Origin of the sequence: Streptomyces cinnamoneus, from assembly GCF_002939475.1 — a bacterium.
Classification (GTDB): domain Bacteria; phylum Actinomycetota; class Actinomycetes; order Streptomycetales; family Streptomycetaceae; genus Streptomyces; species Streptomyces cinnamoneus_A.
The window spans coordinates 3,020,299-3,043,685 of sequence record NZ_PKFQ01000001.1; the positions used below are offsets into that span (position 1 = coordinate 3,020,299).

Annotated in this window: 16 protein-coding genes and 1 pseudogene; 6 read left to right on the top strand and 11 right to left on the bottom strand. The window is 71.7% G+C overall.

Annotated features, from left to right (window positions below; all coding sequences use genetic code 11):
* Positions 1–124: 124 nt before the first annotated feature.
* The 3 genes from CYQ11_RS12930 (at position 125) to CYQ11_RS12940 (ending at position 4,059) form a co-directional block, all read left to right on the top strand.
* A complete protein-coding gene (locus CYQ11_RS12930; RefSeq protein ID WP_099199486.1) occupies positions 125–2,350 on the top strand; it encodes an acetate--CoA ligase family protein in 2,226 nt (741 codons plus the stop codon).
* A gap of 115 nt (positions 2,351–2,465) precedes the next feature.
* On the top strand, positions 2,466–3,341 hold the full coding sequence (locus CYQ11_RS12935; RefSeq protein ID WP_099199485.1) for an enoyl-CoA hydratase/isomerase family protein: 876 nt from the start codon (positions 2,466–2,468) through the stop codon (positions 3,339–3,341).
* Between the two features lie 64 nt (positions 3,342–3,405).
* Entirely contained in the window at positions 3,406–4,059 is a 654-nt protein-coding gene (locus CYQ11_RS12940) for a flavin reductase family protein (RefSeq protein WP_240003418.1), read from the top strand.
* A gap of 145 nt (positions 4,060–4,204) precedes the next feature.
* Here the strand turns inward: CYQ11_RS12940 and CYQ11_RS12945 are convergent, their stop codons facing one another.
* The 5 genes from CYQ11_RS12945 to CYQ11_RS12965 form a co-directional block, all read right to left on the bottom strand.
* Entirely contained in the window at positions 4,205–5,212 is a 1,008-nt protein-coding gene (locus CYQ11_RS12945) for a hypothetical protein (protein ID WP_099199483.1), read from the bottom strand.
* 270 nt (positions 5,213–5,482) lie between these two features.
* On the bottom strand, positions 5,483–6,556 hold the full coding sequence (locus CYQ11_RS12950) for an alcohol dehydrogenase catalytic domain-containing protein (protein WP_099199482.1): 1,074 nt from the start codon (positions 6,554–6,556) through the stop codon (positions 5,483–5,485).
* 45 nt (positions 6,557–6,601) lie between these two features.
* Complete coding sequence (locus tag CYQ11_RS12955) at positions 6,602–8,065, bottom strand: aldehyde dehydrogenase family protein (RefSeq protein ID WP_099199481.1); 1,464 nt, start codon at positions 8,063–8,065, stop codon at positions 6,602–6,604.
* On the bottom strand, positions 8,062–9,225 hold the full coding sequence (locus CYQ11_RS12960; protein ID WP_099199480.1) for an acyl-CoA dehydrogenase family protein: 1,164 nt from the start codon (positions 9,223–9,225) through the stop codon (positions 8,062–8,064). The genes CYQ11_RS12955 and CYQ11_RS12960 overlap by 4 nt, the downstream gene beginning before the upstream one ends.
* Positions 9,226–9,248: 23 nt before the next feature.
* Positions 9,249–10,160 carry an SDR family oxidoreductase gene (locus CYQ11_RS12965; RefSeq protein WP_099199479.1) on the bottom strand — a complete coding sequence of 304 codons (912 nt, stop codon included), beginning with the start codon at positions 10,158–10,160 and terminating at the stop codon, positions 9,249–9,251.
* A gap of 127 nt (positions 10,161–10,287) precedes the next feature.
* On the opposite strand from CYQ11_RS12965, the gene CYQ11_RS12970 reads away from it, so the two are divergent.
* Positions 10,288–11,214: a cyclase family protein gene (locus tag CYQ11_RS12970; RefSeq protein ID WP_099199478.1), complete on the top strand. Its 927-nt coding sequence runs from the start codon at positions 10,288–10,290 to the stop codon at positions 11,212–11,214.
* Between the two features lie 305 nt (positions 11,215–11,519).
* On the opposite strand, the gene CYQ11_RS12975 is transcribed toward CYQ11_RS12970, so the two are convergent.
* From CYQ11_RS12975 to CYQ11_RS12990, 4 genes are all read right to left on the bottom strand, one after another.
* Positions 11,520–11,996, bottom strand: coding sequence for an ATP-binding protein (locus tag CYQ11_RS12975; RefSeq protein ID WP_099199477.1), 477 nt, complete (start codon positions 11,994–11,996; stop codon positions 11,520–11,522).
* 412 nt (positions 11,997–12,408) lie between these two features.
* Positions 12,409–13,431, bottom strand: a complete 1,023-nt coding sequence (locus CYQ11_RS12980; protein ID WP_099199711.1) for an acyl-CoA dehydrogenase family protein — start codon at positions 13,429–13,431, stop codon at positions 12,409–12,411.
* An 8-nt stretch (positions 13,432–13,439) separates the two neighbouring features.
* Positions 13,440–14,609: an acyl-CoA dehydrogenase family protein gene (locus CYQ11_RS12985; RefSeq protein ID WP_099199476.1), complete on the bottom strand. Its 1,170-nt coding sequence runs from the start codon at positions 14,607–14,609 to the stop codon at positions 13,440–13,442.
* Positions 14,610–14,615: 6 nt separating this feature from the next.
* Positions 14,616–15,806: an amidohydrolase family protein gene (locus CYQ11_RS12990; RefSeq protein WP_099199475.1), complete on the bottom strand. Its 1,191-nt coding sequence runs from the start codon at positions 15,804–15,806 to the stop codon at positions 14,616–14,618.
* A 143-nt stretch (positions 15,807–15,949) separates the two neighbouring features.
* Here CYQ11_RS12990 and CYQ11_RS12995 point away from each other — a divergent pair, with 143 nt between their 5' ends.
* A complete protein-coding gene (locus CYQ11_RS12995; RefSeq protein ID WP_099199474.1) occupies positions 15,950–17,554 on the top strand; it encodes a class I adenylate-forming enzyme family protein in 1,605 nt (534 codons plus the stop codon).
* Between the two features lie 32 nt (positions 17,555–17,586).
* On the opposite strand, the gene CYQ11_RS13000 is transcribed toward CYQ11_RS12995, so the two are convergent.
* Positions 17,587–20,295, bottom strand: a complete 2,709-nt coding sequence (locus tag CYQ11_RS13000; protein ID WP_099199473.1) for a serine/threonine kinase C-terminal domain-containing protein — start codon at positions 20,293–20,295, stop codon at positions 17,587–17,589.
* A 308-nt stretch (positions 20,296–20,603) separates the two neighbouring features.
* Positions 20,604–22,115: pseudogene (locus CYQ11_RS30280) on the bottom strand (serine/threonine-protein kinase); the annotation flags it as partial.
* Positions 22,116–22,229: 114 nt separating this feature from the next.
* Here CYQ11_RS30280 and CYQ11_RS13010 point away from each other — a divergent pair.
* A complete protein-coding gene (locus CYQ11_RS13010; protein WP_099199472.1) occupies positions 22,230–23,387 on the top strand; it encodes a serine hydrolase domain-containing protein in 1,158 nt (385 codons plus the stop codon).

A 23,387-nucleotide genomic window follows, 5' to 3' on the forward strand; every position in this document is an offset into this window, starting at 1 on the left:
GGCCCACACCTCCCAGGTGTTCCGACGTACGGCAAGCCGCACAGCCCATTCCTGACGGCTTATCAGATCGGTAACCTGACTCAACGTCAGCATATCGGCCATCGAGCAGGAGTGGGCGAGAACGATGCTTGGATCGACTCACGGCTCCCTCACCACCACCTCTCGCCCGGCCCGCGTCGTGGCCTGTGGCGAACGTCCGGGCCCCGCCGTCCACGGCATGGCCGCCAGCGACCGGGACGTGGACGTCAGCGGGCGTCCGCTGCACTGCGACGTCCCCGACCTGGACCGGCTCTTCCGCCCCGAGACGGTGGCGGTCATCGGCGCCTCGGAGACCGAGGGCCGCCCCAACACCGGGATCACCCGCCGGCTCGTCTCCTGGGCCGAGCGCGTCGGCGCCCGCCTCCATCCCGTACACCCCACCCGTACGACCGTCTTCGGCCTCCCCTGTCACCCTTCCGTCCACGACCTGCCCGAGCAGATCGACCTCGCCGTCCTCCTCGTCGGCGACCCAGCCCCCGTCCTGGAGGAACTGGCCGTCTGCAAGGTCCGCTTCGCCGTCGTCTTCGCCTCCGGCTTCGCCGAGACCGGCCCCGAGGGAGCGGCGGCCCAGGCCCGGCTGGCCGCCACCGTCCGTCACAGCGGGACCCGTCTGCTCGGCCCCAACACCAACCTCAACGCCTTCGAGCACTTCCGCGACGACCTCGACGGCCCGGCCATCGCCCTCATCACGCAGTCAGGCCACCAGGGCCGTCCGGTCTTCGCCCTCCAGGAGCTGGGCATCCGGCTCTCCCACTGGGCCCCGACCGGCAACGAGGCCGACCTGGAGTGCGCGGACTTCATCTCCTACTTCGCCACCCGGCCCGAGGTCGGGGCCATCGCCGCGTATGTGGAAGGACTCAAGGACGGTCGCTCGTTCCTCCTGGCGGCCGACCGGGCCGCCCGCAACAGGGTCCCGGTCGTCGCCGTCAAAGTCGGCCGCACGGAGACCGGAGCCCGCACCGCCGCCTCCCACACCGGCAAGCTGACCGGCGCGGACGACGTCGTGGACGCGGCGATGCGGCAGTTCGGCGTGATCCGCGTGAACGGCCTGGACGAGTTGCAGGACACCTCGGCGCTGCTCGCCCGCGCCCGGCCGCCCCGGGCCACCGGAGTCGCCGTCTATTCGATCTCGGGCGGCACGGGCGCCCACTTCGCGGACATGGCCACGGCGGCGGGCCTGGAAATCCCCCCGCTCTCCGCGGCGAAGCAGGGCGAGCTCCACCAATGGGTCCCCGAGTACCTGAGCGTCGCCAACCCCGTCGACTGCGGCGGTCACCCCGTCGGCGACAGCCGCGGCCGGAAGATCATCGACGCCCTCCTCGCCGATCCGTCCATCGGCGTCCTCGTCTGCCCCATCACGGGCCCCTTTCCCCCACTGAGCGACAAGCTCGCGCAGGACCTCGTGGACGCGGCGGAAGAGACGGACAAGCTCGTGTGTGTCATCTGGGGCTCCCCCGTCGGCACGGAGGACGCCTACCGCCGCACCCTTCTCGGCTCCTCCCGCGTGGCCACCTTCCGCACCTTCGCCAACTGTGCCACCGCGCTCCGCGCCTACTTCGGCCACCACCGCTTCACCGCCGGCTATCGCTCCCCCTTCGATGACGCCCCGCGCTCCCTGTCTCCCTCCGCCCGCAAGGCGGAGGCACTGCTGCGCCCGGGCGAGCAGCTCAGCGAGCACGCCGCCAAGCAGCTCCTGCGCGCGTACGGCATACGGGTGCCCCGCGAGCAGTTGGTGACGAGCGCGGCGGCGGCCGTCCGGGCGGCCGCCCAGGTCGGCTACCCGATCGTCATGAAGGCGTCCGGTCCACAGCTGGCGCACAAGTCGGAACTGGGCCTGGTCAAGATCGGCCTGACGTCCGCCAGCCAGGTCCGTGACGCCTACCGGGAGCTGACCGAGATCGCCCGCTGCGAGGGGCTGCCGCTGGACGGCGTCCTGGTCTGCCAACTGATCGAACGAGGCGTCGAAATGGCCGTGGGCATGGCGCACGACGCGCTTTTCGGCCCGACCGTGGCCGTGGGCCTGGGCGGTGTGCTGGTGGAGGTCCTGGACGACGCCACCGTGCGCGTACCGCCGTTCGGCGAGGACCAGGCGCGGGCGATGCTCGGTGAGCTGCGGGGGCGGGCCCTTCTGGACGGGGTCCGGGGGGCTTCCCCGGCCGACGTGGACGCTCTCGTCGAGACCGTTCTCCGCGTGCAGCGCATGGCCGTGGAGCTGGGCGACCGCATCGCCGAACTGGACATCAACCCCCTGGTGGTCCTGGGACAGGGCCAAGGCGCCGTGGCCCTCGACGCGCTGGCCTTCTGCCGCTGAGCCCGGCGACGGCACCCCGAAGCCGCCCCCCGCGACCGGGCCCGCGACCGTCCGGGGCACCGCCCGCGGGGCTGAGCCCCCTCGCGCGGCCTCCCGTAGGACAAGGAGCTCCCCCATGAACTTCTCCCCCCGTGAAGCAACCACTGAGCCGGATGGGCACGGCGAACCAGCCGGGTTCGACGTGCCCTCCGGATCCGATGAGTCATTGGTACGGCACACCACTGACAGCGGGGTGGCGTGGATCACCTTGAACCGCCCCCAAGCGCTGAACGCCATAGCCGCTGACCAGCGCGAACAATTGATTTCGAGTTTTTCCGCGGCCTCCGCCGACCCGACCGTCCGGGCCGTAGTGATCACTGGGGCGGGGAAAGGGTTCTGCGCGGGCGCCGACCTGCGGGGAACCCAGGGGCCGACGCCTGCCGAGCGGGTCCCGGGCGACGTGGCCCGCATGATCCGGGAGGGGGCCCAGCGCCTGGTCAGCGCGGTACTGGACTGTGAGAAGCCGGTGATCGCGGCCGTGAACGGCACGGCGGCGGGCCTCGGGGCCCACCTGGCGTTGGCCTGCGATCTGGTGCTGGCGGCGGAGTCGGCGCGGTTCATCGAGGTGTTCGTGCGTCGGGGCCTGGTCCCCGACGGCGGCGGGGCCTATCTGCTGCCGCGCCTCGTGGGACCACAGAGGGCGAAGGAGCTGATGTTCTTCGGGGACGCCCTGTCGGCCGCCGAGGCGGAACGATTCGGCCTGGTCAACCGCGTCGTGGCCGACGCGGATCTGGCCGAGGAGGCGGCAGCGTGGGCCGCGCGGCTGGCACAGGGGCCGACCCGCGCCCTCGCTCTGACGAAACAGCTGGTCAACGCCTCCCTGGCCGCGGACCGCGCGGCCTCGTTCGCCGCCGAGGCGACCGCGCAGGAGATCAACATGATGACGACTGACGCGGCCGAGGGCGTGGCGGCCTTCCGGGAACGCCGCAGCCCGCGCTTCCGGGGGCGGTGAGAGGTGCCGGACAGCCGACGCCACGGGTCTTCATAACTGACGTCCCGTCAGGTTCAATGGGTTCATGATGGGACACGCCGGGATGGCGGCAGTGGCCATCCGCTACCTGCGCTCGACGGGCTCGCGGGCCGCACCCGGGCCGCCCGTCGATCCCCTGCCCCGCCCGGAGCTCCGGGCGGTAGGGGCGGACGAGGTGCCTCCACCCACCCCGCGAGAGTTCCGGAACGTCCTCGGTCACTTCGCCAGCGGGGTCACCGTCGTCACCGCGCCCGGCGAGGACGACCTGCCACCCGCGGGCTTCGCCTGCCAGTCCTTCACGTCGCTGTCCCTCGACCCGCCCCTGGTCGCCTTCATGGTGGCCCGCACGTCCACGACGTGGCCCCGCATCGCCCGCGCCGGGGTCTTCTGCGTCAACGTCCTGGGGGCCGGCCAGAAGTCGCTCTGCGAAGGTTTCGCCGTCAGCAGTTCACAAACAGCGGACAAGTTCTCCGGGGTGCCGTACGAACCGGCTCCAGCGACCGGTTCACCGCGACTCGGCGGCGTACCGGCGTGGATCGACTGCACGATCCAGGCCGTTCATACGGGCGGCGACCACTTGGTCGTCGTGGGGCGCGTGGAGGCCCTGGGCGCGGACGAGAGCGCAGCGACTGCCGGCCCACTGCTCTTCCACCGGGGCACGTTCGGGGCGTTCGACGCCTTCGGCCCTACAGACCACTGAGGCCCCCGACGACGGTCGCAACCCGGTCTGCACAGCGGGGGTCCGCCGGCAGTGACCTTGGAGAAGGCCGGGCCTGAGGGTGCGACGCCGGGCCGGACGGCGAACACTTGGGCCGGACGGCGAACACCGGGCTCCGCCTCCGGCTCTACTTCTTCTGCTTGACCACCTTCGTCAGCACGTAGCGCTTGCCGGAGCCCGGCTTGCCTATCTCGTGGTAGATCCGCGGCGCCTTCTCCGTGCCGATGACGCTCCAGTCACGGGAGAGCTCACAGGAATTGATCCGCAGGGAGACGCCTTGCACACTCCCGCCGTCCTTCAGCGGGGTCCAGGTGCCCGAGCCGTCGCAGTCCTTCGGCTTGTCCTTGCCCGTACCGTCCCAGGTGAAGTTGTCGAGCCCCTCGGCGGTCGCCGCGCCGTCCGAAGCGAGCTTGACGGTGCCACCACGGCCGTCGGTCCACGTGCCTGCCATGTCCGCCTTGGTCAGGCGGGGCGGCTCGTACACCTTGACCAGTCCGCTGCCGTACACCCCCGCGCCGACCGCGCCGATGGCCAGCCACGCCACCGCACCGACGCTCGTCACCCGCCGGGCCACGCTCCCCGGCCGGTCGTCGCGCACCCGGCGGGCCGCGGCACGTCCGGCCAGGGCGGCGGGCAGCAGCCCGAGGGTGAGGGCACCCCACCACACGAGATAGGCGAGCGGTCGTGCGAAGTGGAGGCTGCCCAACGCCGCGACGGCGCCGAACGCCACCACAGCCGCGGCGGAGACCACCGGCACCGCTCCGGCGGCCCACAACCTGCCGTCCTCACGCCCTCGGCGACGCGCGGCACGGCGGGCCAGCCCCAACGCGGGCATCACGGCGACCGCCGTGACGAAACCGCTGATCAGCACGGTGAGAAGGAGGGCCCCGAACGTCACGGCCGTGATCACGAGGGGGCCCTTGGGTATGCCGTCGTGCTCACGCGAGAGAACGACGAGCAGGCCGACCGTCACGGCGATGACGACCTCGGCGCAGAGCGCGGCCATCGAGGCGCAGAAAGCGGCGCCGAAGCCGTCGCCGTGCGTCACCCGCTGAACGGCCGCGCGGGACTCCCCGGGCGCGGCGTCGTCCGCCGCCTCGCCCGGTATGGCATGCGGCTCAGCCTGCTGTGTCATATCAGCCCCTCTCTCCAAGAATGATTCCCCCAGAGGCCGAGAGGTTCCGCTGCGGGAGCTCCGAGCCGTACTCGCCCCACCGGTCCCGGCGATGAGGCCCGGGCACACCACCGCACAGGCGCCGGCCATCAGGCGACCATTCTTACCGAATAGTCGGTCTTGCCCTGAAACGGGGGCTGCCTGGTCGGCAGGAGGCACGAGCCCACCCCACACGCGGCCGGCAGCCTGCGCAAGGCCTCCGGCGGGGATCACATGGAGGGTGGCCCCGGATCACCGTTCGAACGAAAGGACGCCGCGGGCGCCGCTCAGGTTGTGCGCGTCCTCCACGGCCCGCTCGAATTGCCCGACCGGGTAGACGCGGGTGACCAGCTCGTCGAGGAGCAGCCGGCCTTCGCGGTACAGCCGCGCGTACAGCGCGATGTCGTGCTGGGGGCGGGAGGAGCCGTAGCGGCAGCCGAGAATCGACTTGTCGAGGTACATGGAGGAGACGCGGAACGACGCTTCCACTCCGGCGGGGGGCACGCCGAGCAGCACCGCCTGTCCCCGGCGGCCGAGGAGATCGATCGCCTGCCGTACGAGGCGGGCGTCGCCGACGCACTCGAAGGCGTGGTCGACACCGGCCGGCAGGATCTCCCGCACCGCGGACGGGACGTCGGGGACCGCGGAGGCGTCGACGAAGTGCTTCGCGCCGAACGTCCGGGCCAGCGCCTCCTTCGCCGGATCCGCGTCGACGGCGACGACGACCGACGCTCCGGCGAGCCTCGCGCCCTGCAGGACGTTGAGCCCGACGCCTCCGGTACCGATGACGAGCACGCTGTCGCCCTGTGCCACCCGGGCCCGGTTGAGGACGGCGCCGACACCGGTGAGGACGGCGCAGCCGAGGAGGGCCGCCGAGGCCGCCGGGATGTCGTCGGGGATCCGGACGGCCTGGGCGGCTTTGACGACGGTGCGCTCCGCGAAGACGGAACTGGCCGCGAAGTGGTACGGCCGTTCGCCCCGCCACGAGAAGGGGCGGGCGGGCCTGCCGATCGAGTTCCAGCACATCGTCGGCCTGCCGCGGTCGCAGTCCGCGCAGGCACCGCAGTTGGCCAGCGTGGACAGAGCGACGTGATCGCCGGGTGCGACGTGGGTGACGCCAGGGCCGACGCCCTCGACGACCCCGACGCCCTCGTGGCCGAGGACGACGGGCAAGGGGTGCGGAATGGTTCCGTCGAGGACTGAGAGGTCGCTGTGGCAGAGGCCGGCGGCGGTGACGGCGACGAGCACCTCGCCGGGACCGGGGCCGCGGACCTCCAGGTCGTCGACGACCTGGGGCCGCTTGCCGTCGAAGATGACGCCTCGCATGGTGGTGATCCTCTCCGGCCGCGGGGACGGTGGCGGTGACGCCGGTCAGGAGGGCCAGACGACCGACTGGAGTTCGCTGTAGGCGTGGAGCCCGAAGGAGCCGCCGTCGCGGCCGGTTCCGCTTTCCTTGAAGCCGCCGAAGGGCGTCTCGGGGTGTCTCTGCGCCGTGTTGATCCCGACGTTGCCGCTGCGCAGCCGGGCGGCGAGCGCCCAGGCCCGGCGCGTGTCGGCGCTGAAGACGTAGTCGTAGAGGCCGTACGGGGTGCCGTTGGCGATCCGAACCGCCTCGTCCTCGTCGGTGAAGGGGATGGCGACCACGACGGGACCGAAGATCTCCTCGCGGGCCACCGGCATCTCGGGCCGGACGCCGGCGATGAGTGTGGGGGCGACGAAGAAGCCGGGGCTGACCTGGGGGCGGATGCCCCCCGCGAGGATCCGCGCCCCCTGGTCCCGGGCCCCCGCGACGTACGCCTCGACGCGGTCGCGGTGCTCGGCCGAGATCACCGGGCCCACGATCGTGGAGTTATCCACAGGGTTCCCGACGGTCAGTGACTCAGCGTAGTCTTTGAGGGCGGTGACGACCTGCTCGTACAGCGATCGATGGACGAGCACGCGGGTCGGCGCTGTGCAGATCTGCCCGCTGTGGAAGGACCAGACCGAACCGACCGCCCCGATCGCCGACTTGAGCGCCTTGTCGTCGGCATCCCCCAGGACGATGGCCGCGCCCTTGCCGCCCAGCTCCATCAGGGTGCGCTTCATCGACCTCCCCGCGGATTCGGCGATCTTCTTTCCCACGGCAGTGGACCCGGTGAAGCTGATCATGTCGACGCCGGGGTGGGCCACGAGCGCTTCACCGGCGCCCGGGCCCGAGCCGGTGACCACGTTGAACACACCGTCCGGGAGGCCGGCCTCCCGGCAGAGCGGGCCCAGTTCGAGGCAGCAGAGCGGGTCCTGCGGTGCCGGTTTGACGACGACCGCGTTGCCCATGGCCAGGGCGGGCGCGACCTTGCCCGCGAGATTGACGAGGGGGAAGTTGTAGGAGGTGATGCAGCCGACCACACCCACGGGACGGCGAACCGCTGCGGCCCCTATCAGGCCGGCGGGAGCGAGGGGCCCCGCCGCTACGGGCTGTGGCGGGAGCGGGATGACGTCCGTCTCCAGCGCACCCCGCGCATAGCGCCGGAACCGCTCCGCTGTGACCGGCAGTTGCATGGCCGAGGTGAGGCGCATCGTCGCACCGGTCTCGGCTTGGAGGAGGGGCGCGAGCTCGCCTCTCCGTTCGGTGAGCAGACCGGCGATCCGGTCCAGCACCGCCGCGCGTTCGCGCGGATCAGTTCGGAACCAGCCGCCCTGCGCGGCCTGCGCGGCGGTCACGGCGTCGGCGACTTCGGCGGGAGTCGACTCCGGGGCCTCCCCGACGACCTCTTCGGTCGCCGGATTGACAACTGGATAGTGCCCTTTTGCCGGCGTGTGCCAGGAGCCGGCGATCCAGTGCCCGTACGCCGTCATGGCCGGTGCTCCTTCGGCAGGCCGAGGACGCGCTCGGCGATGATGGTGCGCTGGATCTCGTCCGAGCCGCCGTAGATGGTGTCGGCTCGGCTGAAGAGGAACAGGCGTTGCAGGGCGTCCAGTCGGTACGGCCTGTCGGCGTGCCAGTCGCCCGGTCCCAGGGCGGCGGGCTCGCCCCGCACCTGCATCGCCAGTTCACCGAGGCGTCTGTGCCAGCCTCCCCACAGCAGTTTGGCGACACTGGGCGCATCCGGGCCGGCCTCCGTCCCGAGGGTGCGCAGGGCGTTCCAGCGCATCGTCTGGAGCTCGGCCCACTGGCGCACGAGCCGGTCCCGCACCACCGGGTCCCCCGCGGCACCGTTCTCCACAGCGAGGCGGACCACTCGGGCCAGCTCGGCCGCGAAGCCGATCTGCTGGACGAGGGTGGAGACTCCTCGCTCCCGGGCGAGGAGCCCCATGGCGACGCGCCAGCCGTTGCCCTCACCACCGACGAGGTGCTCGGCGCGGGCTTCTGCGCCGTCGAAGAACACCTCGTTGAAGTCGGCTGTCCCCGACATCTGCCGGATGGGCCGGACCTCGATCCGGCCGGGCTGGTCCATGGGTACGAGCAGGAAGGAGAGGCCGTGATGGCCTTGGGAGCCCACGGCGGTGCGGGCGAGGACGAAGCACCAGTCGGCCTCGTGGGCGAGCGAGGTCCAGATCTTCTGGCCGCTGATCCGGTACGTGCGCCCGCCGTCGGAACGGACGGCGGTGGTCCGTACGGCGGCGAGGTCGGAGCCGGCGCCGGGCTCGCTGTAGCCCTGGCACCACAGCTCCTCGCCGCGGGCGACGGCGGGCAGGAAGCGGGCGCACTGGGCGTCGTCACCGTGGGCGAGGAGGGTGGGGGCCAGGAGGTTCTCGCCGAGGTGGCCATGGCGCGGGGGCGCCTGGGCGCGGGCGTACTCCTCCGCCCAGACGATCTGTCCTGTCAGTGTCGTGGTGCGGTTGCCGTACGTGCCGCGCGCGTGGTGCCACCCGAGTCCGATCCAGCCGCCGGCGCCGAGTTCCCTTTCCCAGGCACGGCCGGCGGTGCGGACGGGTTGGCCTGTGAGGTGCTCGGTCAGCCAGGCGCGTGCCTCGCGGCGGAACGCCTCGTCCTCGGGCCCGAAGGCGAAGTCCACGGCTGCTCCCTCCCTACCGGCGGTCAGGCGTTGGGACGTTCTCCGGCGGCAGCCGCTGAGGCCATCGACTGGAGCTGTCCGAGCATCGGCATCGGATCGGTGCCGACCGTCCCCGGGAGAAGGTCGGCGATGCGCTGCGGAGTCCAGGGGCCGTCGGCGTAGGCGGCGCGCAGCTCACGCGGCTGGGCCCAAACGGCGATCTTCGGGCCGGCCACCGTGTAGACCTGCCCGGTGATGTGCTCCTGACGGGCACGCTCGCTCAGCAGGTAGACGACCAGGGGGGCCACGTCTTCCGGCTCGCCGATCTCCTTGAGCTCCACCGGCACCTGGGCGGACATGCGGGTGCGGGCCACGGGGGCCACACAGTTGGCGGTGACGCCGTACTTGTGCAGGCCCAGCGCGGCGCTGCGGACGAGTGAGATGACGCCGCCCTTGGCGGCGGCGTAGTTGGCCTGGGCCACGCTGCCCTGGTGGTTGCCGCTGGTGAACCCGATGAGCGTGCCGCTCCGCTGCCGCCGCATGACGGCGGAAGCTGCACGGAAGACGGTGAAGGTGCCCTTCAGGTGGGTGGCGACGACCGGGTCCCACTCCTCCTCGGTCATGTTGAAGAGCATGCGTTCACGGAGGATCCCCGCGACGCAGACCACCCCGTCGAGACGTCCGAAGCGCGCGAGCGCGGTGTCGACGATCCGCTGGCCGCCCGCCATGGTCGAGACGTCGTCGGCGACGGCTGCGGCCTCGCCCCCGGCCGCCTCTATCTCCTTGGCGACGGCCGTGGCGACCTCACTCGTCGGCTGATCGCCCTGGACGGAGACGCCGTAGTCGTTGACCACCACCTTGGCGCCTTCCGCGGCACAGGCCAATGCCACCGCGCGGCCGATGCCACGGCCGGCCCCGGTCACGGCGACCACCTTGCCGCCCAGGAAGCTCTCCATGGCACCTGCCCCTTCCCCAGATTTCTGACGACCCGTTAGATTTTTGGGCAGGGTGAGCCCGAACACAAGGCTGCCGACGCGGCGAAGACGGGCCACGCGAGGTGCCGATCCGGAGAGGAAATCCCCGATGCCACTGCCGGCCGAGTTCCATGAGATCGCCAAGCGGGTCAACAACTGGGGACGCTGGGGCGAAGGCGACGAGAGAGGAACCCTCAACCTCATCACCGACGAGGTCGTGTGCGCCGCCGCCCGGACCGTCGCCAGCGGACGCCGCGTTCCGCTCGCCCTCCCCCTCCAACAGGACGGGGTGCAGACCGGGATGATCCCGGGCAGGGTCAACCCCCTGCACACGATGGTCGCGATCAATCTGGAGATGTTCGGGCCGGACACCGTGGCCACCAGCGACGACACGGTGACGATGGGCCTCCAGGCGGGCACCCACTGGGATGGGCTCTGTCACGTCTCACACGGCGGTCGGCTCTACAACGGGCGTCCCGCGGATTCGATCACGGGGCACGGCCGGGCCGCCTTCAACGGAGTCGAGAAGGCCGGGCCCATCGTCTCGCGCGGGGTGCTGCTCGATGTCGCACGAGCGAGGAACGTGCACCGGCTCGACGACGACCACGCCGTCACGCCCGAAGACCTGGAGGCGGCGGAGGAACTGGCGGGCATCACCGTCCGCTCCGGCGACATCGCGCTCGTCAGGACTGGCCAGATCCAGCGGTATCTGACGGGCGACAAACATGCGTACGCCCACCCCTCCCCGGGCCTCTCGATTCGCACGCCCGAGTGGTTTCACGCCCGGGATGTGGCGGCGGTCGCCAACGACACCCTCACCTTCGAGATCATCCCGCCGGAGATCGAGGGGCTGTGGCTGGGCGTACACGCGCTCGACCTGGTGGAGATGGGCATGCCCCAGGGTCAGAACTGGAACCTGGAGGGCCTTTCCGAGGTCTGCGCCGAGGAAGGACGCTATGCGTTCTTGCTGTCGGCCATGCCGGAGCCGTTCGTAGGAGCGACGGGGACGCCGGTGGCTCCGGTGGCCATCTTCTGAGCGAATCGGCGAATCGGCGAATCGAGAGACCGAGGGGGCGGACGGGCCGGGAGAGCCTCGCGCCGGGAACGGGGCCGGCGAAGTCGGGCGGGCGGCGGCGCACAGATGCGCGCCCCGAGCACGGCACCGTACGCCGCCACCCAGCTCCGGCGCCCTAGCCCTGTCGTCACGCCGGATCGCGACCCGCACTCGCCAAGGCAGCCTTTGGGCATACGGGCCTCTCGACGTCCCCTCGCAACGAATCGCTGCATCCAAGGGTGATCACGTGACCACTTCACGTCAACACCTGGTCTGGACTTTGTCGACTAAGCCCGATTTGTCATAGCACCATGTGGCTCAAAAGCGCCACTCCAGAGCGACCCACCGCGGTCGACCTCACACCAGATGCGCTTTCCCGCGCCCTCCCGTTGCCAACCCCAGCGGTCGGCGAGACCGTCGACCAGTTCGAGACCCCGGCCCCCGGTGTCGTCGCCCTCGGCGCACCGCCGCCTGGGCGGGCAGGCGCTGATGTCGGCCACTTCCACCCGCACGGTCGCCGGCGGCAGCCCGGCGATCGGTCCGACACCCGCCGCACCGGGGAAGAGCATGCGCAGGACGGCTGGACAGCCCGTGTGCACCACGGCGTTGGTGACCAGCTCCGAGATCAGCAGAATCAAGGTCTCGGCCAGGGGTTCGTCGGCCCCTATCCCTGAGCCGGTGAGCCGCGAGCGCGCCCACCGACGAGCCCGTCCGACCTCCGCCGGGTCGGGCCCGATCTCCATCTGCATCTGAAGCACCTGCACCGCTCACACCATCCGAACCGGCGGACACAACGCCTCGCGTCTCGGGGGCCTCACTGAACGTGATCCCCTTTCGAGACAGCATGGTTGACGTTCAGTTACCCCAACAAGCGCTTCGGGCATATTCCGGCGCAAAGGAGTATGCATGCTGCATACTGTGCGACGCGCTGTGCCAGGGATCGAACATGGGGGCTTCCAGCCCTCTGTTCCGCTGCGAATCAGGGACATTCCCGCGTCGGCCGCCGCCACTTCGGCCGCAGTCGTTTGGTTGCGCCTCTGAACTACTCGCACCTCAGCGAGAGTACCTGAGGGCGGCGCCGACTCCGCCCTGTGACGAGTTACGCGAAGAACACAACTCGATATCGACGCAGTGTGACCGAGCCTCCTCGGTAAGGCCGTTTTTCCCCCACACCGATTACACGGCGCGTTCCGGGAAGTTCGCGATTTCCGAAGAGCAATTCTCTGCACGTCGCAGCAGTGCGGCGGCCAGCTCTTCCTCGGCATCGGCGACGGGCTGCCACTGCTGGACTCGCCACCAGGCTCGCTTCACGTGCGGATGGACCTCCGCGTCCCAGGAAAAGCCAAGCCCACCATGCAGTTGCAAACAGTCACGGGCATTACGGACAGCAGCCTCGTCGGCGAGAATTTTCGCCCCGGAGACCTCACTCGCCGTAATTGTCAACGATGCGGCATAGACGCTACTTCGTGCGAGCTCCGTACGGACAAGCATCTGCGCACAGATGTGTTGCACGGCCTGGAAGGCCCCGATCGGACGGCCGAACTGCGTACGGCTCTTCGCATGGGAAACCGCCATCTCCAGTGTGCGGGCGGAACTGCCCAGTTGCTGGGCGGCGGTCAGCAGAACGGCCTCGCGGGTCAAACGTAAGGCGTCGGCGGTCACCGTAGGGGCCAGGGAAGGAATCCGGGGCAGCCGCAGGACGTGGTGGAGGGGGGTGAGCGGGTCCACTGAACGCACCGGGCGGGCTTCCAGCTTCCCCGGCCCCGCGCCGCCGGCAGCGTCCAGCAGCCGTACCACCGGGCCGTCGAAGAGCAGCACAGCGTCGGCCGCGGCCAGGTGGCCGACCACGCCCGGCCGGTCCAGGGCCGTCACCACGGCTGTCCCCTCGGCCGCGCCGGGGACAAGACCGGCCGCCAGGTACGTCTCGACCAGGGGACCGGGCACCAGAGCCCGGCCCGCCTCCTCGAAGACGAACACCGCCTCGGTCAGCCCCAGGCCCACGCCGCCTTCCTCCTCGGGCAGACGGAGGGAGAAGAGACCGGCGTCGCCCAACTCCCGCCACAGTTCGCGCGTCGCAGCGCCCTCGACGCCTCCGCCGTCCAGCACCTCCCGGAGCCGTTCCGGAGGAAAGCAGGAAGTCAGGACGTCCCGCATTCCCGCCCGCAGGGCCCGCTGATCGTCACTCGGACGGAAGTCCATGATCAGCCTCACCGGCTCCGGGGAAGGCCGAGGACACGCTCGGCGATGATGTTCTGCTGGATCTGGGAGGTGCCGGCAGCGATCGTGTAGGACAGAGAGGTCAGACGCTCCCCGGTCCACGCATGGTCGGCGTCCAGGGAGAGAGGTCCGAGCACCTCGGCGGCGGCGTCGTAGAGGTCCTGCCGCGCCTGCGAATAGCGCAGTTTGAAGACGGAGGCGCCCGCACCGGGAACGCCGTCGCCTCCCGCGCGGAGCGAGCTTTCGGCTTCGCTGACATTCCCCTGCACCAGGCGCCACAGCGCTCCGAATTCCGCGTCGAGGCGGCCGAGCCGCCGACGCAGGACCGCGTCGTCCCACCGGCCGTTCTCCTTCGCCGTCACGGCCAGCCGCTCCAGGGTGCGGCGGCAGGCGACCACTTCCCCGGCGAAGGCGGTGCCGCGCTCGAATGCGAGGGTGACCATGGTGACGCGCCAGCCGTCGTTCTCGGCGCCGACGCGATGGGAGACCGGCACCCGCACCTCGTCCAGGAACACTTCGGCGAACTCCGTGGACCCGGCCAGCGTCCGCAAGGGGCGTACGGTCACACCGGGGGCGTCCATGGGCAAGGCGAGCCAGGAGATGCCGCGATGCCCCGACGCCGAGGCGTCGGTGCGCACCAGCAGCTCGCACCAGTCGGCGATCTCGGCGTGCGAGGTCCAGATCTTGCTGCCGGTGACGACGTAGGCGTCACCGTCGCGGACCGCCCGGGTCCGCAGTGAGGCGAGGTCGGAGCCGGCTTCGGGTTCGGTGAATCCCTGGCACCACACCTCGTCGCCGCGCAGGATCGGTGGAAGCCAGCGTGCGCGCTGCGCGGCGGTGCCCTCAGCCGCGATCGTGGGGCCGGCGTGCAGCAGGCCGACGAAGTTGGCGCCCACATAGGGGGCGCCGGCCCGCTCCGTCTCCTCCAGGTAGATCAGCTGCTGGGTCGGGGTGGCGCCCTGGCCGCCGGCCTCGGCGGGCCAGTGCAGCCCCGCGTACCCGGCTTCGTACAGGGCCCGCTGCCAGGCACAGTCGTAGGCGCGGCGGGCGGGCCAGTCGTCCGGTGACGGCTTGGCCGGCAGGCCGGGCAGGGTGGTGCGCAGCCATGCGCGCAGGCGGAGGCGGAAGTCTTCCTCTTCTTTCGTCCAGCCCAGGTCCATGCCGTCTCACGCGTCCAGGTCCAGGCCGAGCATCCGGATGGCGTTGCCCCGCATCAGTTTGCGGACCGTCTCGTCGTCCAGCCCCCGCACGTGGTCGAGGGCGACCTCCTTGGTGTGGGGGAAGGTGGAGTCCACATGGGGGTAGTCCGTCTCGAAGGTGGCGTTGTCCCGTCCCACCGCATCGAGTGACGCGACTCCGTGTTTGTCCCGGAAGAAGCAACAGAAGATCTGCCGGTAGTAGTAGGTGGAGGGTGGTTCGGGAATCAGCTCGCGGACGCCGCCCCAGGCCCGGTGCTCGCGCCAGACGTCATCGGCTCGCTCGAGGGTGTAGGGGATCCACCCCATCTGTCCTTCGCTGTAGGCGAGTTTCAAGCGGGGGAAGCGCACCAGGACACCGCTGAAGAGGAAGTCGGCCATCGACGCCATGGCGTTGTTGAAGGACAGCGTCGCCTGCACGGCCACGGGGGCGTCGGGTGAGGCCGACGGCATTTGCGAGGAGGAGCCGATGTGCATGTTGACGACGGTGTCCGACTCCTGGCAAGCGGCGAAGAAGGGGTCCCAGTATCCGGAGTGGATGCTGGGCAGCCCGAGGTGTGTGGGGATCTCGCTGAAGGTCACCGCCCGTACGCCCCGGGCGGCGTTCCGCCGGATCTCGGCGACGGCGAGGCCGACGTCCCACAGCGGGATGAGACAGAGCGGGACCAGCCGGCCGCCGCTGTCGCCGCACCATTCCTCGACCATCCAGTCGTTGTAGGCGCGCACGCAGGCCAGGGCGACCTCCTTGTCATGGGCCTCGGAGAAGGTCTGTCCGCAGAAGCGGGGGAAGGTCGGGAAGCACAGCGACGCCTCGACGTGATTGAGGTCCATGTCCTTCAGTCGTTCGACCGGGTCCCAGCAGCCGGGGCGCATTTCCGCGCGGGTGATCCCTTCGAGGGTCATCTGGTCCCGGTCGAAGCCGACGGCGGCGATGTTGCGCTTGTACGGGAAGCGGAGGTCCTCGTAGATCCACCAGTCGGCGGGGGGACCGGCGGGGTCCATGGTGATGCGGTACTTCCCGCCGACGTATTCCAGCTCGCCGATGCCCTCGGTCAGCGGCCGTGGGCCGCGGTCGCGGTACTTCGCCGGGAGCCAGGTGTCGAAGAGGTGGGCCGGTTCGATCACGTGGTCGTCGACGCTGACGATGCGCGGCAGCTCCATGGCACCCACTCCCGAATCGGTAATACCTGACGGGGCGTCAGTTCATCCTCGTGCGGAGGCTAGCCCGCGCCCCCTGGACCGGCAAGGCGTACCCGCCTACGCTCCGGTCCAATATGACGGTTCGTCAGATAGGTGGCGTCGTGATGGAACCCGGTACCCCCGAGGAACTGGCCGGCTCACCGACCCTGTGGGAGCTGCTCGACCGCCGTGCGACGCTCACCCCCGGGGCGACAGCCCTCATCCAGGCCGACGAACCCGCCCGGCTACCGGACCGGCGGATGCCCCCGCAGCCGGTCTCCGCCACCGACCGGCGGCTCACCTTCGGGGAACTGCGCACCCGCGCCGAGCGGGTCGCCGCCTGGCTCCACACGCTCGGGGTGCGGGCCGGGAGCCGGGTGGTCTGGCAGCTGCCCACCCGCATCGAGACCGTCGTCCTGACCTTCGCGCTCGCCCGCCTCGGCGCCGTTCAGATACCCGTCATCCCCTCCGGCCGCGACCGCGAGGTCGGCCACGCGCTGCGGGCCACGGGGGCGGAGTTCTTCGCCGTACCGGGGGTGTGGCGCGGTTTCGACCACGGCCTGATGGCCCACCGTCTCGCCCTGTCGCTGCCGGTCCCGCCGCTGGTGTTCACGGCGTACGAAGACATCCCGGAGGCCGATCCCGCGCCCCTCCCGCCGCCTCCGTCAGACGGGACGGCGGTCCGCTGGGTCCACTGGACCTCCGGTACGACCTCCGACCCCAAAGGGGTCCTGCACACCGACCGCAGTCTCATCGTCTCCGGCGCCTGCCTCGCCGACGCGCTCGGCCTCACCCCGGACGACGTGGGCTCCATGGCCTTCCCCTACGCGCACGTGGCAGGCCCCGACTACACGGTGATGGTGCTCTTGCGCGGCTGCCCGGCCCTCCTCGTGGAGCACTTCGCCCTGCCGGACTCCCTCGGCGCCTACCGGCGGCACGGCGTCACCGTGGCAGGCGGCTCCACCGCCTTCTACTCGATGTTCCTCGCCGCACAGCGCGAGGAGCCCGACCGCAGGCTGCTTCCCACGCTCCGGCTCCTCGCGGGAGGCGGCGCGCCCCGGCCTCCGGGGCTGTACCACGACGTGGTGCGCGAGCTGGGCTGCGAGCTCGTCCACGGCTACGGCATGACCGAGGCCCCGATGATCACCATGGGGAGGCCCGGAGACCCGGCGGACAGGCTCGCCACGACAGAGGGACGGCCGCCCGCCGGCATGGAGATCCGCGTCGTGGGAAGCGAAGGCGACACGGTACCGGCCGGCACGGACGGGGAGATACGCCTGCGCGGCGAGGCCGTCTGCCAGGGCTACCTCGACCCGTCCGCCACAGCGGAAGCCTTCGATGCGGAGGGCTGTCTGCGCACCGGCGACCTCGGGCACCTCACCGAGGACGGGTATCTGGTCCTCACCGGGCGCATCAAGGACGTCATCATCCGCAAGGGCGAGAACATCTCCGCACAGGAGGTGGAGCAACTGCTGCACAGCCACCCCGGCGTCGATGACGTCGCCGTCATCGGGCTGCCCGACGCCGAGCGCGGGGAACGCGTCTGCGCCGTCGTACAGCAGCCGGCTGGTGCCCCACCACTGACCCTTGTGGAGGTGGCCGCCCACCTGGAGGCGGCCGGGCTGGCCCGGCACAAGATCCCCGAGCAGTTGGAGCTCGTCGGCTCACTGCCGCGCAACGACACACTCCGCAAGGTCCTCAAGCACAAGCTGCGCGAGCGCTTCGCCTAGAGCGCGGGAGCCGCCGCGCCCGTGTCCCGCGCTCAGCCCTCCGCGCGGTACGTGGCGGTGGCCTGCTCGAAGAACGCGTCCACCGAACGCTGCTCGTCCATCGGCCCCCTCACCAGCAGCAGGTGATAGCGGCCTCCCAGGATCATCGCCGCGTTGCGCACATAGACCTGGCGGCCGCTGCTGTCGTTCCAGTTGAACGTGCCCTCCGCCGTGGCCGTCCCACCGACGTCGATGCGGCGCAGGCCTGAGGCGCCCGACCAGGTCGACGAGCGGTACGGGGCCAGTTCGGGCTCCTTCTCCTGCTGGTAGGTCATGGGGTCGCCGCCGAACTCCGACACCTTGTCGCGCCCCGGCACCACGATCAGCTCGTAGTCGCCGCCCACGTAGACGACCTGGCCGCGTTCGTTCTCGCCGCGCCGCTGCCAGTTGGCGGCCACGGCCACCATGAAGCCCTTGGGGTCCTTGCGCAGGGTGAAGCCCTTGGCGGTGCCGGTGGTCTCCTCGGTCGGGTCGCCCTGGATCCCCGAGGCGGACGTCCGGCCCATGCTCCCCCCGCCACCGGGCCGGTCGGGTGCGGCGCTGAGCGCTCCGGCGGCACCCGTGTGGTCCGACGGAGTCCTGCCCTCGTCCTGCTCGGCGCGCGGCATGAACAGCAGGGCGTACAGCACCGCCCCGATGAGGGCGAGCAGGATGACGCCGAGCAGCAGCCGGCCGAGGCGGTGGGGGGCGGGGGCGGTGCGCACCCGCTGCTCCTGCAGGTGCCCCGTGCTGTGGAAGGCGCTGCGCTCACCGGCCTGCCCGGCCTTGAGGGTCTCCTTGGCGGTTCTCTTGTGCCGGCCGTGCACGGCGGCCGCCGGTTCGGCGGACGCGGTGGACGTGCGGCCACGCCGGCGGCGGACGAGTTCGCCGCGACGCCGGATGACGGGCAGCCGCCGGCCGTCGGCGGGAACGGGAGCACCGATGGACGGCACGGTGACCGTACGGCTGCCGATGTCCGGCTCCGGCGCCGAGCGGATCAGGGAGCGCAGCCAGCCGCGCAGCTCCTCGAACTCGGGACGCTCGGACGGGTCCTTGCGCATGAGCGACTCGACGACGGGACGCAGCGCCCCGCACTCCTCCGCGTAGGCGGGCGGTTCCGCGCAGACGACCTGAACGAGTTCGGCGGTGCTGTCCTCGGGGTAGGGGGCGTGCCCCTGGACGACCCGGAAGAGCAGCGCGCCCAGTGCCCACAGGTCGGCGGCGGGCCCGACGGGGGGCGCGAGCTGCCAGTTCTCCTGCACCGGCCAGGCCTGTTCTGGCGCCCAGCGTTCGGTGACGGCGCCCACCACGACCATGCGCGCCTGCCGGGCCCTTTCGGCGGCGAGGGCGCCACCGGGGACGGCGGTGTAGGCCCAGCTCTCCGACACGGGGCGGCTGCCGGGGGCGAGCTCGGCGGTGCCGGGCTTGCGGGCCTCGGGCGTGCCGGCGCCCGGTACGGCGGGCGAGGAGGTGCCGCCGCCCTTGGCGGCCGGCTCGCGGCTTCCGTTCGTGCCGGGGCGTTCGGTACGGGCCGGGGCGGGCGAGGGGCCGTGGACCAGGGCGTCCGCGTTCCACGGCGGGGTGGACTCGGGCGCGGGGGCCGTGCCGCTGGCGGCGCTGCCGCCGCCCCAGGTCGAGGCGCCGGTCGCCGGGAGGCCGGCTGCTTCCGCCGCCGCGCGGGCGGCGGCGGCCCGGGCGGCCGCGTGATAGGCGGCGATCGCTCCCGAGCGCACGGCGCGGGCGTTCAGCGCCTCCTCCCGCCCATCGGCGACGTCGGGGAGGGCGAAACCGCCGGCGGCACCCTGGTCGCGGTAGGCCGGGCCGCCCTGTGGCGGCACCCCGGCACCCCGCGTGCCGGAGGCGGCCACCGTTCCGTAGGCGCCCTTCGAGGCGGGCCGGCCGGCGCTTCCGGGAACCGCCGGGCCGCCCTGCGTCGCCTTCGGCCCGGGCTGACCCGCCCGCGTCTGGGGCGGCACCACGGCCCCGCGCCCGCCGGCCGGGCCACCGCCGCCCGTCTTGCCGGGGCCCGGGTCCGCGCTGACGCCCGGAGCGGTCGGCCCTGCGCCCTGCCCCGTCCCACCGGCGGAACCGCCCCGGGCGGTGACCGGACGGGGCACGGGGTCATAGCCGCAGAGGGCCTCCTCGGCGGCACCTGCGGCCAGGCCCGTGAGGATGGCGCGACCGTCGTCGCAGATGAGCACCGTGCGGGCGGTGATGTTGCGGTGGGTCCAGCCCTGGGAGTGCAGGGCCCGCAGGGCGGTGAGGACGTCGGCGGCCACCTCGGCCGCGCGGTGCGGAGAGAGGGTGCGCTCGGCCAGGAGGGCGGCGAGCGGGCGGGCGGAGACCAGTTCGCTGATGATCCAGAGACTGCCGGCCTCGGCGAACACGTGGAAGACCTGGTCGAGTCTGGGGTGGTCGGGGACCTGCGCGGCGGCGCTCGCGGCCACCAGTGCGCGGCGCACCGCCGGGTCGGCGGCCTTCGGGTTCCCGCGCCCCGCGTGTCCGGCGCCCCGGCCCCCGGGGCCGGTCGGCCCGGCTCCGTAGGGGCGCTCGTCGCCCAGGACCTCGGCGTCCACGACCTCCGGCAGCGGAATCTGCCGGACCAGGACCTCCTGGCCGCTGTAGGTGTCGAAGGCCCTCGTCTCCACGAGGTCGAACGCCTCGGAGGGGGGCAGCGGCAGGCGGTAACGGTCGGCGAGCACCCGGCCCGCGTAGTCGTCCACGACGCCTCCCCAAACGTGCGATCCGCCCACTCGTGCGATCCACCGCCATCGGCCGAACGACCGTCAAAGCCGGTCAGTCCGATGCTTATTGCGGTTGCGTACGGTCCACGACGACTCACGATACGTGCCGAAGCCGCCCCTTCGGGCCCGTACGGCTCAGTACGTCCCCGGCACGCCGCGCGGTATGCCTCCGTGCGCCTCCCCGTGCTCCCCGTGCTTCCCGCGCTCCCCGGCCGCCGGGGCTAGGGGGTGTCCGAGAAGGGGTGCGAGGGCGTCGCCGCGGTGGGCGCGGTCCACGGCACGGAGACGGAGACCGCCGCCTTCTTGTGCGAAGGGGACGAACCGTTCTTACCGTCGTCGTCCCCGCCCAGCGTGAGGGCGAGCACGGTGCCGATGACGGCCAGCGCGATGACGACGACCGCGATGAGCAGCGCACGGCGCGGTACGACGTCCGTGATCGACGCACGGCCGTAGGTGCCGGTGCGCATGCCCCGGCCGCTCCGGGCGTTCGCGGCGACACTGCCCACCCGCAGCTTCACGGGCTGCCCCGGGCCGTCCGACTGCGCGGTGACCGACGAACCCGCCGGCGTGGCGTCCCTCAGGGGCCTGAAGGCACCGGACGTCCGCCCGGTGGCCGCACCGCCCGGACGCGAGCCGCGCCCGGCGGACGACGCCCCGGAGGCGGGGCGGGAGCCGGACGGATCCGCCGGGGAGTCCGCCGAAGCGGAGCGCGAGGACGGGGCGGGCGCGGACGACCGCTTGTCGCCGCTCCGGCCGAAGCCGTCCCGCCTGGCCTTGTAGGACGCGCTCGACGAGGTGCCGGCGGAGGGCTTGAAGTCCGGCTTGGCCGGGGCCTTGGGCGAGGCGCCCGAGCCCGGGCCCGTCGGCCGGCCCTGACCGTCCGGCATGGACGGCATGACGATCGCCTGGGTGGCATCCAGGTCCGGAGTCGGCTCCGGCGGCTTGGGCAGCCGCTCGTCCGGGGCGTTCACGGCGTTGGTCAGCAGTGCCCGCGCGCCGGCCTCGTCCAGCCGCTTCTGCGGGTCCTTGGCGAGCAGCCCGTACATGACGCCCTCCAGGGGACCGGCGTTCTTCGGCGGTCCCAGGGGCTCGGTCATGACGGCCGTCAGCGTCGCTATGGCCGAACCCTTGTCGTACGGAGGCATGCCTTCCACGGCCGCGTACAGCAGACCGCCCAGCGACCACAGGTCGGCGGGCGGACCGGGCTTCTGGCCACGGGCCCGTTCGGGCGATATGTACGAGGGGGCGCCTACGAGCATGCCGGTCGAGGTGACCGACGGGTCACCCTCGACCTGGGCGATGCCGAAGTCGGTCAGGACGACACGGCCGTCGTCCGCGATGAGCACGTTCGACGGCTTCACGTCGCGGTGCAGGATGCCCTCGCGGTGCGCGGCACGCAGCACGTCGAGCACGGCCAGGCCGACCTCGGCGGCTCTGCGCCACTTCAGGGGGCCGTCCTCACGGATGACGTCGGCGAGCGAGCGGCCCTCGATGAGTTCCATGACGATCCACGGCCGGTCGTCCTCGTGGACCACGTCGTAGACGGTGACCGCGCCCGCGCTGCGGATGCGGGCGATCGCCTTGGCCTCGCGCAGCGTGCGCGTGATGAGGCGGCGCTTCTCGTCCTCGTCGATGTTGGCCGGGAAGCGCAACTCCTTGACCGCCACCGTGCGGCCCAGCGTCTCGTCGGTCGCCCGCCAGACCGTGCCCATGCCACCACGCCCCAGGACGCCCCCGAGGCGGTACCGCCCGGCCAGGAGGCGCCCTGCCGTGCCCTGCGTCTGCTCCGCCTCCGACATGCGTCCCCTCTGGCAATCAGCTCTGCGACCAACCGACCCTGGCAGAGCGACCATTGTCTCTCATCCGCGGACCGGCGGTAGGCCAGGGTCCGGAGGGCCCTGGATGATGGGCACATGCCGACGCGAACCACCCACCCGCGCCTCACCTCGGCCCTGGCCGTGGTGTGCTGCACTGTGACGGCATGGGTGACGACGGCATGCGGAGGCGTCGTCGCCCGCTCTCCTGTTCTACAGGACCTCGTTTCGGAGCGCACGGTTCCCGGCGCTGCCGAGCTGTCACAAGATGCTCACGGGACGGTCCGGTTCGCCACGGCCGGGGTCGCGGACGTGCGGACGGGGCGGCGGATCGGGCTGACGGACCGCTTCCGCGCGGGGAGCATCACCAAGACGGTGGTCGCCACCGTCACCCTCCAGCTCGTGGCAGAACACCGGCTGAACCTGGACGATCCGGTCGCCGAGCACCTGCCCGCACCGAACGCCACCGCCCTGACGGGCGCCGAGCGGGGCCGGACGGTCACGGTCCGCCAACTCCTGACCCACACCAGCGGGCTGTTCTCCTACACGGACGACGACGCGTTCTTCCGCCGGTTCTTCGGACAGGGGTTCACGGAGCACCGCTACGAGTCCCACACGCCCGACGCCCTCCTGGGCACCGCGCTGGCGCACGCCCCGTACGGGCCGCCCGGGACCCGCTACCGCTACTCCAACACCGACTATCTGCTCCTCGGTATGGTCATCCGTCAGGTCACCGGCCACTCGTACGCCGTGGAGGCGACGCGCCGCATCATCGTTCCCCTGCGCCTGACCGGCACCAGCTTTCCCGGCACGCGGGCCACCCTGCCCCTGCCGCACGGCCGCGCCTACAGCGCGGCGACGGGTGACGCCCCGGGCGCGAAGGGCCTCACCGACGTCACCGACCTCAATCCGTCCGCCGCGGGCGCCGCCGGGGAGATGGTCTCCACCCTGCCCGACCTCAACCGATTCTTCGCGGCCCTCCTCTCAGGCACCCTGCTGCCGCCGGCCGAGCTGCGGGCGATGCGGGACACGTCCCTCTCGGGCGGGAGCTACGGCATGGGCGTGTTCCCGGTGCGGCTGCCGTGCCGGCGCACCGTATGGGGCCACAACGGCGAGATCACCGGTTCGTACGTGCAGACGCTCGGCACCGCCGACGGCCGACATGTGGTCAGTTTCCGGACCAACAGCGACACACGTCTGTCCTCCCTGGCCCAAACGAAGCTCCTCGCCACGGAGTTCTGTTCAACCGACGGGTAA